The sequence below is a fragment of the Pseudoduganella sp. HUAS MS19 genome (genome assembly GCF_053615455.1).
In genome coordinates this window covers 4,818,871-4,835,089 of record NZ_CM132133.1, presented here as the reverse complement: position 1 = coordinate 4,835,089, position 16,219 = coordinate 4,818,871, and the positions used below count along the sequence as shown (strand labels likewise).

General features: G+C 60.9%; 12 protein-coding genes. 7 read left to right on the top strand and 5 right to left on the bottom strand.

Annotation, left to right across the window (positions count from 1 at the left end; genetic code table 11):
- The first annotated feature begins 819 nt into the window (after nucleotides 1-819).
- Nucleotides 820-3,411, top strand: a complete 2,592-nt coding sequence (locus ACWBU6_RS22150) for a S41 family peptidase (protein ID WP_452645513.1) — start codon at nucleotides 820-822, stop codon at nucleotides 3,409-3,411.
- Nucleotide 3,412: 1 nt separating this feature from the next.
- Here ACWBU6_RS22150 and ACWBU6_RS22145 read toward each other — a convergent pair whose 3' ends face one another.
- The 3 genes from ACWBU6_RS22145 to ACWBU6_RS22135 all read right to left on the bottom strand — a co-directional run bounded on the left by ACWBU6_RS22145 (nucleotide 3,413) and on the right by ACWBU6_RS22135 (nucleotide 6,143).
- Nucleotides 3,413-4,687, bottom strand: coding sequence for a leucine-rich repeat-containing protein kinase family protein (locus ACWBU6_RS22145; protein ID WP_452645512.1), 1,275 nt, complete (start codon nucleotides 4,685-4,687; stop codon nucleotides 3,413-3,415).
- Nucleotides 4,688-4,731: 44 nt separating this feature from the next.
- Nucleotides 4,732-5,103: a BlaI/MecI/CopY family transcriptional regulator gene (locus ACWBU6_RS22140; RefSeq protein WP_452645511.1), complete on the bottom strand. Its 372-nt coding sequence runs from the start codon at nucleotides 5,101-5,103 to the stop codon at nucleotides 4,732-4,734.
- A 191-nt stretch (nucleotides 5,104-5,294) separates the two neighbouring features.
- Nucleotides 5,295-6,143 carry an MBL fold metallo-hydrolase gene (locus ACWBU6_RS22135; protein ID WP_452645510.1) on the bottom strand — a complete coding sequence of 283 codons (849 nt, stop codon included), beginning with the start codon at nucleotides 6,141-6,143 and terminating at the stop codon, nucleotides 5,295-5,297.
- 100 nt (nucleotides 6,144-6,243) lie between these two features.
- On the opposite strand from ACWBU6_RS22135, the gene ACWBU6_RS22130 reads away from it, so the two are divergent.
- Nucleotides 6,244-7,143, top strand: a complete 900-nt coding sequence (locus ACWBU6_RS22130) for a LysR family transcriptional regulator (protein WP_452645509.1) — start codon at nucleotides 6,244-6,246, stop codon at nucleotides 7,141-7,143.
- A gap of 25 nt (nucleotides 7,144-7,168) precedes the next feature.
- On the opposite strand, the gene ACWBU6_RS22125 is transcribed toward ACWBU6_RS22130, so the two are convergent.
- Entirely contained in the window at nucleotides 7,169-7,861 is a 693-nt protein-coding gene (locus tag ACWBU6_RS22125) for a hypothetical protein (protein ID WP_452645508.1), read from the bottom strand.
- A 58-nt stretch (nucleotides 7,862-7,919) separates the two neighbouring features.
- On the bottom strand, nucleotides 7,920-8,669 hold the full coding sequence (locus ACWBU6_RS22120; RefSeq protein ID WP_452645507.1) for a hypothetical protein: 750 nt from the start codon (nucleotides 8,667-8,669) through the stop codon (nucleotides 7,920-7,922).
- Between the two features lie 252 nt (nucleotides 8,670-8,921).
- On the opposite strand from ACWBU6_RS22120, the gene ACWBU6_RS22115 reads away from it, so the two are divergent.
- From ACWBU6_RS22115 to zapE, 5 genes are all read left to right on the top strand, one after another.
- Nucleotides 8,922-11,777: a 2-oxoglutarate dehydrogenase E1 component gene (locus tag ACWBU6_RS22115; protein WP_452645506.1), complete on the top strand. Its 2,856-nt coding sequence runs from the start codon at nucleotides 8,922-8,924 to the stop codon at nucleotides 11,775-11,777.
- Between the two features lie 76 nt (nucleotides 11,778-11,853).
- Complete coding sequence (gene odhB, locus ACWBU6_RS22110) at nucleotides 11,854-13,095, top strand: 2-oxoglutarate dehydrogenase complex dihydrolipoyllysine-residue succinyltransferase (protein ID WP_452645505.1); 1,242 nt, start codon at nucleotides 11,854-11,856, stop codon at nucleotides 13,093-13,095.
- Nucleotides 13,096-13,220: 125 nt separating this feature from the next.
- Nucleotides 13,221-13,541: a PspC domain-containing protein gene (locus ACWBU6_RS22105; protein ID WP_452645504.1), complete on the top strand. Its 321-nt coding sequence runs from the start codon at nucleotides 13,221-13,223 to the stop codon at nucleotides 13,539-13,541.
- 13 nt (nucleotides 13,542-13,554) lie between these two features.
- Nucleotides 13,555-14,988, top strand: a complete 1,434-nt coding sequence (gene lpdA, locus ACWBU6_RS22100) for a dihydrolipoyl dehydrogenase (RefSeq protein WP_452645503.1) — start codon at nucleotides 13,555-13,557, stop codon at nucleotides 14,986-14,988.
- 125 nt (nucleotides 14,989-15,113) lie between these two features.
- Nucleotides 15,114-16,211 (top strand): cell division protein ZapE, encoded by a 1,098-nt coding sequence (zapE, locus tag ACWBU6_RS22095; protein ID WP_452645502.1) that lies wholly within the window; start codon nucleotides 15,114-15,116, stop codon nucleotides 16,209-16,211.
- Nucleotides 16,212-16,219: the final 8 nt, after the last annotated feature.

The window sequence follows — 16,219 nt, the reverse complement described above, 5'->3', positions numbered from 1 at the left end:
GGAAGTTCTGATATCGTGGAGGCAGGTCTGCTCTTCAAATACGTACTTTCTCTTTTTACGGAGGCATGCTTGTCCACCCGTCGTAATCTTTTCCTGGCCACCTTACTGGCATTCCCGGCAGTCACCCTAGCGGTGCCGAATACCTCTGACACAAGGCTGGTATCGGAGCCAGCAATTTCGAAAGAGCATATTGCGTTTATCTACGCCGGCGATGTCTGGCTGGCAGACCATCAAGGACAGAATGTAAAGCGTCTGACTTCCGATGTCGGGGAAAAATCCAACCCCTTCTTTTCGCCGGATGGCAAGTTGATTGCTTACAGCGCGAATATCGATGGGAATACAGATGCGTTCGTCCTACCAATCGCAGGCGGTATTCCGCGGCGCTTAACTTGGCATCCCGGGCAGGATTTGGTGCAAGGATTTACGCCGGACGGAGCGCAGGTGTTATTTACTTCGCCGCGTGCGGCATCGAATAACCGCTACCGGAATCTGTTTACGGTTCCGGTAGGCGCGGGTGTTGAAACGCAGTTGGAGATTCCGAATGCAGCGAAAGCGACATTTTCGCCGGACGGCCGCAGTATGGCGTATAACCCGACCTCGTCCGCCTTTTTACAGTGGAAGCGTTATCGGGGCGGTTTGAATTCGATTATCTGGCTGTTTAATCGGGATGCCCGGACGGTCGAACGAATACCGCAACCGGAAACGCGGGTGAATGATGTGGATCCGATGTGGGCGGGCGATAAGGTTTACTTCCGCTCGGACCGGAATGGCGAGTTTAATCTCTACGAATACGATACGCGCAGTAAGGACATCAGGCAATTGACAAGGCATTCCGATTTCCCGGTGTTGAACGCGGCATTCTCGGGCGGGCGCATTTTGTATGAACAAGCCGGTTACCTGCATATGCTCGACCTTGCTTCTGGCGCTACTGTCGGCAGGAGGCTCGCAATTGGCGTCAGTGCCGACTTGGGCCTGTCGCGCGAACGCTGGGTGCGCGGGGCGAAATATATCCGCAATTCGTCGATTTCACCGTCGGGCGCGCGGGTGGCATTTGAATTCCGCGGCGACATCGTCACGCTTCCCGCCGAAAAAGGCGACATCCGCCATCTGACACAAACCCCGGGCGCGCACGAGCGGGGCCCGGCATGGTCGCCGGATGGACGGCAAGTCGCCTACTTTTCCGACGAAGGCGGCGAGTATTCCTTGCATGTCAGGCAGCAGGACGGGAAAGGCGAGCTGCGCAAGTTCAAGCTGAACGGTTCGGGATTCTTCGAGAGCGCCGTATGGTCGCCGGATAGCAAGAAGATCGCTTTCATCGACAATTCCTGGACGCTGTACTACATCGACCTGGCGACGGGCATGCAGAAGAAGGTCGCCACCGAGCCCATGTATGGGGTCACCAAGTCCCTGCGCGGCGCATGGTCGCCAGATTCGCGTTTCATCGCCTACACGCTTAATTCGCTGAGCTATACCCGCACGGCATATATTTACGCGCTGGACGAGGACAAATCGCATGCGGTGACGGATGGCTTGTCCGACGTCGCCAACCCGGTCTTCGACCGCAGCGGCAAGTATCTTTACTTCTTCGCCTCCACAGACGCAGGTCCCAGCAACAACTGGTTTTCGCTGCAGAACCAGGACAACCAGCCAACGCGCTCGCTTTGGCTGATGGTGCTGCGCAATGATGTGCCCTCGCCGCTGGTCCGCGAAAGCGATGAAGAGAAGGGGGCTGCGACCGTGCCGCCCGCGCCGAAGGAGCCGCCCAAGGACGGCGCATCCGGTGATAGGAGCGATGAGCGCGTGCTTGCCGACACCAGCAGCAGCCGTGGTGCCGACGCCAAGGCCAAAGCTGCCGCGGCGACGGCCAGGCCGCCGGCACCGATGCGCATCGACTGGGAGGGCATCTCGACTCGCATTATCGATATGCCGCCGCCAGTCTCCGAGTACTTCGACCTCGAAGCTGGCGCGGAAGGGCAGATCTTCTTCCTGCGCGAAGTGGACGGCAAACGCCAGGTCCAGCGTTTCGACCTGAAAGACCGCAAGACTGAAACCATTGTCGCGGAGGCGGACGATTTCGAAATAAGTTCCGACGGCAAGAAAATCGCCTGGCGCTTGAAAGAGCAATGGAATATGGGTTCCGCCACCGGCAAGATGCTGTCGCCGTCTGAGGGCAAGCTGCGCGTGGAGGCAATCGAAACCAAGGCCGATCCGCGCGCGGAATGGAGGCAGATCTATGACGAAGCCTGGCGGATCAACCGCGACTACTTCTACGACCCGCATATGCATGGCGTGGACTGGAAAGCCATGCGCGCCAAGTACGCCCAGTTCCTGCCCGACGTCGCCACGCGCAGCGACTTGAACCGCGTAATCCAGTGGCTATGCAGCGAGCTGGCAGTCGGCCATCACCGCGGCGGCGGCGGCGATAACTTCATCGAAGCCAAGCCCGTGCCTGGCGGCTTGCTGGGCGCCGATTATGACATCGCCAATGGGCGCTACCGCTTCAAGAAAGTCTACGGCGGCTTGAACTGGAATCCCAAGCTGCGCGCGCCGCTGACCGAGCCAGGCCTGAATGTGAAAGTGGGCGAGTACCTGCTGGCGGTCGATGGCCGTCCGCTGGCGCCGCCGACCAACCTGTACAGCGCCTTCGAAAACACTGCCAACCGGTCGATCGAAATCACAGTGGGGCCGAATGCGGATGGCAAGGGCGCACGCCACATTACGGTGGTGCCTGTGGCGTCCGAGGATGCGCTGCGCAACCGCGATTGGGTAGAGGGGAATATCCGCAAGGTCAATGCCGCAACCGGCGGGCGCGTAGCATACGTTTATGTGCCGAATACGGCGGGACTGGGGCATACTTACTTCAAGCGCTACTTCTACCCTCAGTCTTACAAAGACGCGATCATCATCGATGAGCGCTTCAATGGCGGCGGCAGCCTGGCCGACTATTACATCGAGCTGTTACAGAAGCAGGAGATCGCGTGGTGGGCCATGCGCTATGGCGCGGACATGAAGACGCCGTCCGCCTCGATCCAGGGACCGCGCGCGATGCTGATCGATGAAACCGCCGGCTCGGGCGGCGACCTGCTGCCGTGGATGTTCCGCAAGAATAAGCTCGGGCCGCTGATTGGCAAGCGCACCTGGGGCGGCCTGGTCGGCATTCTCGGCTTCCCGGTGCTGCTGGATGGCGGCACGATCACGGCCCCGAACCTGGCGTTCTGGACTCGTGAAGGTGGCTGGGGCATTGAGAATGAAGGCGTGCCGCCCGATATCGAAGTGGACCAGAATCCGGCCGACGTCATCGCTGGCCGCGACCCGCAGCTTGAGAAGGCGATCGAGGTAATCAAGGCTGAACTGGCGAAGACGCCGCCAAGCCGGCCGGCGCGTCCTGCTTATCCGGACAAGAGCCGTTGAGCTAAGCCCCGGCCAGCCTTGCAACAGCTTCGGCAAACGCAGGGCGAGTTTTCGGTGCAGGGTGCAGGCAATCATTTGCCAGCGCCCGCACCTCCGGCAGTTCTTCGTCGCATCGTTCCAGTAACTCCTCCAGCAGGTAGCCGAAGGCCCTGACTTCCAGCCGCTCCAGCGCGGATGCGGTTTCTGTGCCCGGTTCGAAGCACACGGCGCCGCCGAAATCTCCCAGCACTGCCTTGCCTTTGCCGCAGTTGAGGATGTTGTGCGCATACAGGTCGCCGTGCATGATGCCGCGCGCATGCAGGTGGGCGGCAGCGGAAGCGATGCCGCGGGCGATGCCCAGCACCGCTTCACCGCTGAACTGCTGGCCGTCCTCATAAATATCGCGCGTGCAGCTTGCAAAGCTTGGCGGGCCAGCCAGGTTGCGCAAGCCTGGATCGACCAGCGGCATGACCAGTGCCGGAAGGCGGGCGGGATGGTCGGGGATCGTTCCCAGTACGGGAATCAGGTTGGGATGGGTGCCGGCGCCAATACAGGCGGCCATTTCTTGCGCCGGCAAGCCATCGCTGGTCATGGCGCCTTTGTAGATCTTGACTGCGACCGTTTGGCCATTGTGCGTAGCCTGGTAAATCACGCCGGAAGCACCTTCGCCGAGTTTATGCTGGATTTCCAGCTCGTTCCAGGAAATGCTGGCGACGGGCGGGATGGCTGCCGCGCTGAAGGGATTTCCGGCGAATGCGAGCCAGGCGAGACGCGGCATTGCCGTCAGCCAGTCCGGCAACCCGGGAAGCTCGTTGGCGGAGATGCGCAGCAGTTCCAGGTTGCTGCAATTTGCCAGCTGCGGCGGCAGCGCGTTTAGGCGATTACCCGACAGCATGAGCTTTTGCATGCTGCTGCAATTGCCGATTTCGGCGGGCAGATGTTCGATGCAGTTATCGGTCAGGATCAACCAGCGCAGGCGCGGGGGCAGGGCGGAAGCGGGCACGGTCGCGATGCGGTTCGCCTTGAAACCGATCATGGTCAGCGAAGGGCATTGGCCGAGGATTGCCGGCAGCTCGGCAAACCGGTTCTCGGAGCAGAAGATGATGCGCAGCCGGTGCAGGCGGGGCAGGTCTTCCGGCAGGGAGCACAAGGCGTTGCCGGTAAGGTCCAGGATTTCCAGCGTGTCAGCCAGTTGGAAAATCTCGCGCGGGAACTCAGTCAGGCCGCAGCGCAATTGCAGCCGTACTGTTCCAGCCAGCCGGCCGGAGCGCAGTTGTTGAAGCGTTTCGAGTGACATGCAGAAGGAGCAAAGAGTGTGGGCGGGCGCAGTATAGCTCGCGCCTAGTTTTCCTCGTCCAGCATTTTCTGGATTTCAGCGCGCTCCTTGGCAGAAACATGGCCGCCACGCAGGGCCGCCATCACCAGCGCCTTGCCGGAGCCGGCAAAGGCCTTATGGATCAAATCCTTGAGCAGGGAGGTCTGGATCGAATCCTGCTGCTCGGCAGGGGAGTAGACGTGGGCGCGCTGGCTTTCGTCGCGGTTCAGCAAACCCTTGGTGTGCATGACTTGCAGCAGGCGCAGGACGGTCGCGTATTGCATCTCGGGCCGCGTCTCCGTGGCAGCTTCATGCACCTGCCGCGCCGTGGCGGGGCCCAGCGCAAACAAGAGACGCAGCATTTCCAGTTCGCTAGGGGTGGGTTTCGGCAGGGACATGGCAGATCCAGGAAGAACATCGATGGATCTAGAATAAATGATCTAGACAGAAAAGTCTACACCGGCGAACGGCTGACCTCGTGTCACACCCTGGGGTCACACCCCAAGTGTGACACGAGCTCATGCGCCGAAACGGCTGGGGCCGTGTCACACCGAGGGTGTGACCCCAAGGTGTGACACGGGCTGGGCCGTTACCATTTCATTTCGCCTTTGGCGACTTTGGCGCTCAATTGCAGGGCGCTTTCGAGGCCGGCTTGCGGGTAGGCGGATTTCATGGCGGCGATCAGGGCTGCGCTGTCGGCGGCGGCGGGGGTGGCGGCTTCGAAGCGGCGCAGGTAGTCGGCGGTGTAGCTGATGGCGTCCGGCGTCAGGGCGCTGCCCGGGGCGAAGTGGCCGGGAACGACGGTGCTTGGCTTCAATCCGGAGATTTCATCGAGCACGGCCAGCCATTGGGTGCGCGATTCAGGCGTCTGGGTGTCGGCTACCCATACGTGCAGGCCTTTGAACAGTACCACGCCGCCGACCACGGCTTTGATCGATGGAATCCATACATAGCTGCGGTCGCCCTGGCCTTTGACTTGCAATTTCTGGCCTTCCAGTTCGATGTCGCCTTGCAGCAGCTCGGGCATCACCACGCCTTTCGGTGCGTTGGCGCCGAGGATCGGGCCCCAATAGGCCACTTTGGCCTGGGCTTTCTTTTCCATGGCGGCGATGGTGTTGCCGCGCGCTACGATGCGGGCTTGCGGGAAGGCGGCTTTCAGCACATCCAGGCCGAAGTAGAAGTCCGGGTCGCCGTGGCTGATATATATCGTGGTCAGGCGCTTGCCGCTGGCCTTGATCCGGGCCGCCAGCTTTTCCGCTTCGGCACGCGAGAACTGGGCGTCTACCAGGACCGCGTCTTTCGCGCCTTTTACCAGCACCGAGGCAACCGGGAAGATGGCGGCTTCGCCTGGATTGAACACTTCCAGGGTCAACGGGGCGGCAGAGGCGCCGGCGGTGGCTGCGGCGAATGCGGCTGCGGCGAGGGTGTGCTTGATCATGTTTTTGTTCCTTCTGGTGATTGGATGGCGCCAGTGTAGGCCGATCGACATGATCGAAAAATAGGGTATATTGAAACGGTTTATTGCATAAATAGTTCAAATGGACCGCATTGCTTCCGCCAACGTGTTTGTCACCATCGCTGAACGCGGTAGCCTGGCCGGGGCTGCGGAGGCGCTTGATATGTCACGTGCAATGGTGACGCGCTACCTGGCGGAGATGGAGGAGTGGGCCGGGGCGCGGCTGCTGCACCGGACTACGCGCCGCCTGGGGCTGACCGCGGCGGGGGAGGTGACGCTGGCGCGCTGCCGTGAACTGCTGGCGCTGGCCGGTGCGATTCCGGCGGCGGGCGATGCGGGAGCAGGTGAGCCGCGTGGCCTGCTGCGGGTGGCTTGCGCGCAGTTCCTGGCACAGACGGCACTGGCGGAGGCGTTGGCGGGTTTCTTGCGCCGCTATCCGAAGGTGACGGTGGATTTGCAGGTCGATAACCGCTCAGTCAACCTGGTTGAACAAAGGATTGACCTGGCAATTCGCATTACGAATGCGCTGGAGCCGAACCAGATTGCGCGCAAGCTGGGGGAGTGCAAGTCGATGCTGTGCGCTGCACCCGCCTATCTGGCGGCGCATGGGACGCCCGGTATGCCGCAGGAACTGGCGCGGCATAACTGCCTGGCATATAGCTATTTCGGTAAGAGCGAGTGGGAGCTGGCGCATATGGCGGGTGGCGTGGTGGCCGTGGCGGTGAACGGCAATCTGACCTCGAATGAGTCGATGGCGCTGCTGGCGGCGGCAGTGCAGGGCGCGGGTCTTGCCATGCAGCCGCGTTTCGTGGCGCAGCCGCTGGTCGCGGCGGGGCAGCTCAGGGAGATTTTGCCGGATTGGCAACCGCAGGCGCTGGGGATTCATGCCATCTATACGTCGCGCCAGCATATGCCGCCGGCGCTTCGGGCTTTGCTCGATTACCTGGTCGCCTGGTTCGCGGCGCATGAGGGGCAGTTCTAGGAAAACGGGACCGGAAAGCTACCGTCTATTGCGGCGTCAATCTCGCATGTTGTTGCCGCAGAACGTAGTGAAACAGTCCGACGGCCCTATCTTCGGCAAGCGTTTGGTCACCCGGGCTTACCATGGCCTGCTTTTCCTTGAGCCATTTCTCAGCGCCTGGATCGCCCATGCGCTGTGCCAGCAGGCTCCATGAGACTGCCTCGGCGGGTTTGCCATCCTTCCACGCCAGGTCGGCCACAATCATGGCAGAGCGGGCATGGCCGTTCGTAACGGCGTCCAGCCAGTGGCGCTGTTCGGCTTCTTTCGGTGATTCCTTGATATCGTATTCCGGTTCGCGTCGCAGGTGCTCGACCTCGAGCCGGTATCGCAATGCCAGTTGAAGCATTGCGTAAACATCGTGCTTCCTGCTTAACTCTTCCAGTTGTCCCAACCCCATTTCGTCGTACATATCTGGAATTGCAAGGCCTAAGGCGCGCATCTCCTTGCGCCGGGCGTCAATTCGACGGGATTGACCGGATTGTGGTGAAGCCTGTGCCAGGCAGGCAGCGGAAAATGGGGTGGTGCATGGGCGCGCCACTTGCGACGGACTATTGCTGGTGGCAAGTGCAGCCGGTTTTGCTAAGACAGAAGCATGGCCGTCCGACGATGTTTCGCCTGATGGCCATGCCAGCCAGCCCCCAACGAAAATAGCAGCGGTTAAAAAAACGTACTTGATCATAAAGCCCCGTTCTGAGTTCTCGTCACTATTTGTGTTGTCGGGTGCCGGCCGATATCACTTACAAGCAGCCGCCCCAGTTGAGGCCCTGCATGGCTGCGAGGCGGCGCGCCTCAGATTCGCTGCAGGCGACCACGACCAGTTGAAGTCCCGTTGGCCAACGTCCGGCGCAGACCGGATATTGGCGTGGCTGGGAGCAGGTGCCACCCGTTTCGCCACCATTCGGGCCGGGGCCGGCGTAGATCGTGGTTTTGTCGTAGGTCGGGCCTAGTCCGTACAAAAGGGTGATGGCGCCCTTGTTGTCCAGATTTACAGAGGCGTACTGGTAAGGCTTGCCGCCAGTGTTGGTCGCCCAAACTGGCGCCACACCGGAGCCGTTGGGGCGGTAGATGACCAGATTGCCATCGTGCTGGATCACGGCGTAAGTGCCGCCCTTGCCATCCGTATTCGAGGCCCAGACTGGCTTGCGGGTAGTGCTGAAGTTTTCGTACAAGACCAGATTGCCATCCGATTGCATGAGGAGCAGGTAGATGCCGTTCTCGAGGTATTGGCCTGGCCTCAGAATGCCGCAAGTGCCGTCAGGAGAACAATTACTTGTGCTCAGTGACTGACCGAGGGATTGTGCCGATGCTGAACCGGTGGCAAGCAAAAGCAGCAACGTAGCGAACAATTTGCGCATGAACTTCCTTTGGTTTGTTGAAAAAAATGTAATGCCACAAAAAGTATAGCGATGAATTGTTTGGAAATATTCACCAATTGTTACAAGAAAGAAAAAAATGTTCAGATTGATAATTGTATGAATGCAAGCCATGGGTGACGGTGCGTTGCTGCCCGAATCCGTGCGCCGTCAGAGGGGCGGCGGGACAGTCCGCCACCAATGGTTTTAGTTGTTGCAGTTCAAGAACCCGTGCTATCCTAAGCGACCGTTTTTGGAAAATCTGGAAACAACAGAGCCCTTCCCCCACAACTTGATGTGCAATCCGCTAACCGGTCAGGCCGTGTCGCGGAAGGTTTGAACAACCCGCTAATTCCTCGCGAAGCGCGAAGAAAGGTGAGCAAAGAAATGATGCAACAACAGACGTCCAATTCCTACCTGTTCGGTGGGAACGCGCCGTACGTAGAAGAACTGTACGAGGCGTACCTCGAAAATCCTGGCTCCGTGCCAGACAACTGGCGCCAGTACTTCGACGCCATGCAGAACGTGCCGGCAGTTGACGGCAGCGCCAAACCAGACGTCGTTCACTCGTCCGTCATCGCCTCCTTCGCCGAACGCGCGAAAGCAGGTCCGATCCGCACCATCGTCGCTTCGTCCGACGCCGAAATGGGCCGCAAGCGCGTGGCCGCCACCCAGCTGATCGCAGCCTACCGTTACCTGGGCTCTCGCTGGGCCAACCTGGATCCGCTGCAGCGCCAGGAACGTCCGAACATCCCTGAACTCGAGCCTTCCTTCTACGGCTTTACCGACGCCGACCAGGACACCGTTTTCAACATCAGCAACACCTACTTTGGCCCGGAAACCGCGACCCTGCGCGACCTGACCAACCTGCTGAAAGACACCTACACCCGCTCCGTCGGCGCGGAATACATGTACATCTCCGACCCGGCCGAAAAGCGCTGGCTGCAGGAGCGCCTGGAGTCGATCCGTTCGACCCCTAACTTCACCGCCGAAAAGAAAAAGCACATCCTGGAGCGCCTGACCGCCGCTGAAGGCCTGGAACGCTACCTCCACACCAAGTACGTCGGCCAGAAGCGCTTCTCGCTGGAAGGCGGCGAGACCTTCATCGCTTCGATCGATGAAATCATCCAGCGCGCCGGCGAAAAAGGCGTGCAGGAAATCGTGATCGGCATGGCTCACCGTGGCCGCCTGAACGTGCTGGTGAACACCCTGGGCAAGGCGCCTAAGGACCTGTTCGAAGAATTCGAAGGCAAGCACGCCGACGACCTGCCGGCTGGCGACGTGAAATACCACCAGGGCTTCTCGTCCGACATCTCCACCGCAGGCGGCCCGGTCCACCTGTCGCTGGCGTTCAACCCGTCGCACCTGGAAATCGTCAACCCGGTGGTTGAAGGTTCCGTGAAGGCCCGTATGGACCGCCGCGGCGACGCGCAGGGCGCGCAAGTGCTGCCGATCCTGGTGCACGGCGACGCCGCATTCGCCGGCCAGGGTGTCGTGATGGAAACCCTGAACCTGGCGCAGACCCGTGGCTACGGCACCGGCGGTACCGTGCATATCGTGATCAACAACCAGATCGGCTTCACCACTTCCGATCCGCGCGATGCACGCTCCACCATTTACTGCTCCGACGTCGTGAAGATGATCGAAGCGCCTGTGCTGCACGTGAACGCCGACGATCCTGAAGCCGTGGTTCTGGCTTCCCAGATCGCCCTGGATTACCGCCTGCAGTTCAAGAAAGACATCGTTGTCGACATCATCTGCTACCGCAAACTGGGCCACAACGAGCAGGACACCCCGGCGCTGACCCAGCCGCTGATGTACAAGAAGATCGCCAAGCACCCAGGCACCCGCAAGCTGTACGCGGACAAGCTGATTACCCAGGGCGTGATCCCGGCCGACGGCGGCGACGCCATGGTGGCCGAGTACCGCGCTGCGATGGACCAGGGCAAGCACACCATCGATCCAGTGATCTCCAACTTCAAGAACAAGTACGCCGTTGACTGGCTGCCGTTCCTGAACCGCAAGTGGACCGACGCGGCCGATACCGCGGTGCCGATGACCGAGCTGAAACGCCTGGCTACCGCCATCACCACCGTGCCGGAAAGCTTCAAGGTGCACTCGCTGGTCGAGAAAGTGCTGGCTGACCGCGCTGCCATGGGCAAGGGCGAGATGAACCTGGACTGGGGCATGGGCGAACACCTCGCCTTCGCCTCCCTGGTTTCCTCCGGCTACGCAGTGCGCCTGACCGGCCAGGACGCCGGCCGCGGCACCTTCACCCACCGCCACGCAGTGCTGCACGACCAGAACCGCGAACGTTGGGACGCTGGCACCTACATCCCGCTGCAGAACATCGCGGAAGGCCAGGCGCCGTTCACCGTGATCGACTCCGTGCTGTCCGAAGAGGCAGTGCTGGGCTTCGAATACGGCTACTCGACCGCCGAGCCTAACACCCTGACCATCTGGGAAGCCCAGTTCGGCGACTTCGTCAACGGCGCCCAGGTCGTGATCGACCAGTTCATCAGCTCCGGCGAAGTGAAGTGGGGCCGCGCTTCCGGCCTGGTCATGATGCTGCCGCACGGTTACGAAGGCCAGGGCCCAGAGCACTCGTCGTGCCGCCCAGAGCGTTTCCTGCAGCTGTGCGCTGACAACAATATGCAAGTTGTGCAGCCGACCACCGCATCGCAGATCTTCCACGTGCTGCGCCGCCAGATGGTGCGTCAGTTCCGTAAGCCGTTGGTGATCCTGACGCCTAAGTCGCTGCTGCGTAACAAGGATGCAGGTTCCCCGCTGGAACAGCTGGCCAAGGGCGCCTTCCAGACCGTGATCGGCGAAGTGGACGAGTCCATCGACGCCAAGAAGGTCAAGCGCGTGATCGCCTGCTCCGGCAAGGTGTACTACGACATCGTCAACACCCGCAAGACCCGCGGCGTGACCGATACCGCCATCGTGCGTATCGAGCAGCTGTATCCGTTCCCGCACAAGGCGTTCGCTGCTGAACTGAAGAAGTTCCCGAACCTGGCCGAAGTGGTGTGGGCGCAGGACGAGCCGCAGAACCAGGGTCCGTGGTTCCAGATCCAGCACAACATCTTCGAGGCTATGGAATCTGGCCAGAAGCTGGCATACGCCGGCCGTCCAGCTTCCGCTTCGCCTGCCGTGGGTTACTACGACAAGCACTACGCGCAGCAGAAAGACCTGCTGGAAACCGCGTTCTCGAAGCTGAAGGGCTTCATCCTGACCAAGTAATTCACGCATTAGCGGGTGAGCCGCCCGCGCGATGCGGGCGGCGCGAAAAATACACAAAATTCGGAGTAAAAAACAAATGGCACAAATCGAAGTCAAAGTTCCTCAACTGTCGGAATCCGTCGCTGAAGCGACCCTGCTGTCCTGGCACAAGAAAGTCGGCGAGGCAGTGGCCCGCGACGAAAACATGATCGACATCGAGACCGATAAAGTTGTCCTGGAACTGCCGGCACCAGCCGCCGGCGTGGTTGTGCAAGTGATCAAGAACGACGGCGCCACCGTGGTTGCCGGCGAAGTGATCGCCATCATCGATACCGAAGCTGCTGCCGGGGCGACCCCATCGGCTCCTGCCGCCGCCGCTGCACCGGCTGCCGCCGCTCCTGCTGCTGCCGCCGACAAATCCGGCGTTGCAATGCCAGCCGCTGCCAAGATCCTGTCCGAAGCCGGCATCGCCGCCTCCGACGTTGCAGGTTCCGGCAAAGACGGCCGCGTGACCAAGGGCGACGCCCTGGCTGCCGCCGCCGCACCGAAACCAGCCGCTCCGGCGCCGCTGGCGCCAGCCGCTCCCAAGGCACAACTGCAGAAGGTTGCTGCCCCGGCCGCTCCGGCAAACCTGGGCGACCGTCCGGAAGAGCGCGTGCCAATGAGCCGCCTGCGCGCACGTATCGCCGAGCGCCTGGTCGAGTCCCAGTCCACCAACGCCATCCTGACCACCTTCAATGAAGTCGACATGAAGCCGGTCATGGACCTGCGTAACAAGTACAAGGACAAGTTCGAGAAAGAACACGGCGTGAAGCTGGGCTTCATGTCCTTCTTCGTGAAGGCCGCTGTGCACGCACTGAAGAAGTACCCGATCCTGAACGCTTCGGTCGACGGCAACGACATCGTCTACCACGGCTACTTCGACATCGGTATCGCCGTTGGTTCCCCACGCGGCCTGGTGGTGCCTATCCTGCGCAACGCAGACCAGATGAGCATCGCCGAGATCGAGAAGAAGATCGGCGAATTCGGCGCGAAAGCAAAGGAAGGCAAGCTGACCCTGGAAGACCTGACCGGCGGTACCTTCTCCATCTCGAACGGCGGTACCTTCGGCTCCATGCTGTCGACCCCGATCATCAACCCGCCACAATCCGCAATCCTGGGCGTGCACGCCACCAAGGAGCGCGCTGTTGTCGTTGACGGCCAGATCGTGATTCGCCCAATGAACTACCTGGCGATGTCCTACGACCACCGTATCATCGACGGCCGCGAAGCTGTCCTGGGCCTGGTGGCAATGAAGGAAGCGCTGGAAGATCCGGCACGCCTGCTGCTGGACCTGTAAAAACCGGTAAAGCAGTGTCTGACCCGCAGGGTCAGACACTGGGCCCGCGACTGCCGCGTAAAGAAGGTGGCTGACCCTGCGGGTCAGACACCGGTTTACCGGTTTAAAAATTCGAAGGGAGTCACATGAGCGTCTCCGAAGAACTGAAGCGCCTGCACGAACTGCACCAGGCCGGTGCCCTGAGCGATGAAGAATTCGCCCGTGCCAAGGAGAAGCTGCTGAACCAAGGTTCGCAGGCAAGTGGCGATTTCGCCACCGAAGTGGGCAGGCTGCGCCGCTCCACCACCGACCGCTGGCTGGGCGGCGTGTGCGGCGGCATTGCCAAACAGTCCGGCATCGAATCCTGGATCTGGCGCCTGATCTTCGTTCTGGTCGCGACGTGTGTCGGCTTCGGCGTGCTGATTTACATCCTTATGTGGATTTTCGTCCCCGCGGACGACCAATGATTGGGAAAAATACATGAGCAACAAACAATTTGACGTAGTAGTTATCGGCGCCGGTCCCGGCGGTTACATCGCCGCGATCCGCGCAGCGCAACTGGGCTTCTCCGTAGCCTGTATCGACGAATGGAGCAACGAAGCAGGCAAGCCAGCCCCGGGCGGCACCTGCACCAACGTAGGCTGCATCCCGTCGAAAGCGCTGCTGCAATCGTCCGAACATTTCGAACACGCATCGCACGGTTTCAAAGAGCACGGCATCAACGTGGAAGGCCTGTCCTTCGACGTGGCCCAGATGCTGAAGCGTAAGAACACCGTTGTTAAGCAAAACAACGACGGCATCCTGTTCCTGTTCAAGAAGAACAAGGTCACCTTCTTCCACGGCCGCGGCGCGTTCGCCGGCGCCGCTGGCGCTGAAGGCTACCCGATCGCCATCTCCGGTCCTACCACCGAAACCATCACCGGCAAGCAGATCATCGTTGCTACCGGCTCCAATCCACGCGCACTGCCAGGCGCCCCGTTCGACGAAAAGCTGATCCTGTCGAACACCGGCGCCCTGAACATCGAAACCGTACCGGCCAAGCTGGGCGTGATCGGTGCCGGCGTGATCGGCCTGGAACTGGGCTCCGTGTGGCGCCGCCTGGGCTCTGAAGTGACCGTGCTGGAAGGCCTGCCGACCTTCCTGGGCGCAGTCGACGAGCAGATCGCCAAGGAAGCGCAGAAGCTGCTGACCAAGCAGGGCCTGTCGATCAACCTGTCCTGCAAGATCACCAAGGTCGAAGCCGGCAAGAACAGCGTCACCGTTGAATACACCGACGCCAAGGGCGAAGCGCAGAAGGCAACCTTCGACAAGCTGATCGTGTCGATCGGCCGCACCGCCAACACCATCGGCCTGGGCGCCGACAAAGTGGGCCTGGCTGTCGACGAGCGCGGCATGATTACCGTGGACGAGGACTGCAAGACCAACCTGCCAAACGTCTGGGCAATCGGCGACGTGGTGCGCGGCCCGATGCTGGCGCACAAAGCGGAAGAAGAAGCGGTTGCCGTGGCCGAGCGCATCGCCGGCCAGCATGGCCACACCAACTTCAACACCCTGCCATCGGTCATCTACACCCATCCGGAAATCGCTTCCGTGGGCAAGACCGAGCAGCAGCTCAAGGCTGAAGGCGTGGCGTACAAGGCCGGCACCTTCCCATTCCTGGCAAACGGCCGTGCGCGCGCGCTGGGCGATACCAACGGCATGGTGAAGTTCCTGGCCGATGCGACCACCGACGAAATCCTGGGCGTGCACATTGTCGGCCCGATGGCTTCCGAGCTGATCTCCGAAGCGGTTGTGGCGATGGAGTTCAAGGCTTCGGCCGAAGACATCGCGCGCATCTGCCACGCACACCCATCGCTGTCCGAAGCGACCAAGGAAGCGGCGCTGGCTGTTGATAAGCGTACGCTGAACTTCTAAAACCGGTAAAGCGGCGGGAACTGGCCCTAGGTCCAGCTCCCGTCCCTCACTGCAAGTGTGGCGACAGCCGCGTCATAAGTGTCAGACCCTGTGGGTCTGACACTGGTTTACCGGTTCAAAAAACAATGAACGTCCAAGAGTTTTACCAGCACGCGCTCACGCAGCGCGATTTCAAAGCCGACGCCGCCCAACAGCGCGCCGTCGACCGCCTGCAGCAGTGCTACGACGAATGGGTCGCCTACAAGGCCCAGCGTTCGAATTCCTTCAAACGCCTGATCAACCGCCCGACGCCACCGCGCGGCGTGTACATGTGGGGCGGGGTAGGGCGCGGCAAGTCCTTCCTGATGGATTCGTTCTATTCGGTGATCCCGCTGGTGCGCAAGACGCGCCTGCACTTCCACGAATTCATGCGCGACGTGCACATGCAGCTTGACGAACTGCGCGGCGTGGAAGACCCGCTGGATGAAGTGGCGAAACGGATCGCCAAGAAATACCGCCTGATCTGCTTCGATGAATTCCACGTATCGGACGTGGCGGACGCCATGATCCTGTACAACCTGATGAAGGCCCTGTACGACAACGGCGTGTCCTTCATCATGACCTCGAACTACGAGCCGTCCACCCTGTATCCGGACGGCCTGCACCGCGACCGCATCCTGCCCACCATCGCCCTGCTGAAGGAAAAGATGGATGTGCTGAACGTGGACGCCGGCGTCGACTACCGCGGCCGTGCACTGGAGCAGGTGGATGCCTACTATACGCCGCTCAATGCCAACACCGACCACCAGCTGCGCGAAGCCTTCGCCCGCATCGCCGAAACGGCCGATGAAGACCCGCGCATCCATGTCGAAGGCCGCGAGCTGAAGGCCCTGCGCCGCGCCGGTACCATCATCTGGTTCGATTTCGCCACGCTGTGCGGCGGCCCGCGCTCGCAGAACGACTACCTGGAAATCGCCAGCCGCTTCCATACCGTGATATTGTCCGGTATTCCGATGATGTCGGCCGGACAATCGTCCGAAGCGCGCCGCTTCACCTGGCTGATCGACGTGTTCTACGACCAGAAGGTCAAGCTGATCATGTCGGCCGAGGTGGAGCCGGAGGAGCTGTATACCTCCGGTGTGCTGTCCAACGAATTCCACCGCACCGTGTCGCGCATCGTCGAGATGCAATCGCGCGAATATATGGAAAAGGAACAGCGCGGCGCCGCCGAAAAGCTGTCCTGACAAGGAGA

Coding starts and splice junctions, on each gene's coding strand:
- zapE (WP_452645502.1), top strand. CDS start 15,114: ATGAACGTCCAAGAGTTTTACCAGCACGCGCTCACGCAGCGCGATTTC.
- ACWBU6_RS22135 (WP_452645510.1), bottom strand. CDS start 6,143: ATGATCAAGCACACCCTCGCCGCAGCCGCATTCGCCGCAGCCACCGCC.
- ACWBU6_RS22120 (WP_452645507.1), bottom strand. CDS start 8,669: ATGGCTTGCATTCATACAATTATCAATCTGAACATTTTTTTCTTTCTT.
- ACWBU6_RS22140 (WP_452645511.1), bottom strand. CDS start 5,103: ATGTCCCTGCCGAAACCCACCCCTAGCGAACTGGAAATGCTGCGTCTC.
- lpdA (WP_452645503.1), top strand. CDS start 13,555: ATGAGCAACAAACAATTTGACGTAGTAGTTATCGGCGCCGGTCCCGGC.
- odhB (WP_452645505.1), top strand. CDS start 11,854: ATGGCACAAATCGAAGTCAAAGTTCCTCAACTGTCGGAATCCGTCGCT.
- ACWBU6_RS22105 (WP_452645504.1), top strand. CDS start 13,221: ATGAGCGTCTCCGAAGAACTGAAGCGCCTGCACGAACTGCACCAGGCC.
- ACWBU6_RS22115 (WP_452645506.1), top strand. CDS start 8,922: ATGATGCAACAACAGACGTCCAATTCCTACCTGTTCGGTGGGAACGCG.
- ACWBU6_RS22125 (WP_452645508.1), bottom strand. CDS start 7,861: ATGATCAAGTACGTTTTTTTAACCGCTGCTATTTTCGTTGGGGGCTGG.
- ACWBU6_RS22145 (WP_452645512.1), bottom strand. CDS start 4,687: ATGTCACTCGAAACGCTTCAACAACTGCGCTCCGGCCGGCTGGCTGGA.
- ACWBU6_RS22130 (WP_452645509.1), top strand. CDS start 6,244: ATGGACCGCATTGCTTCCGCCAACGTGTTTGTCACCATCGCTGAACGC.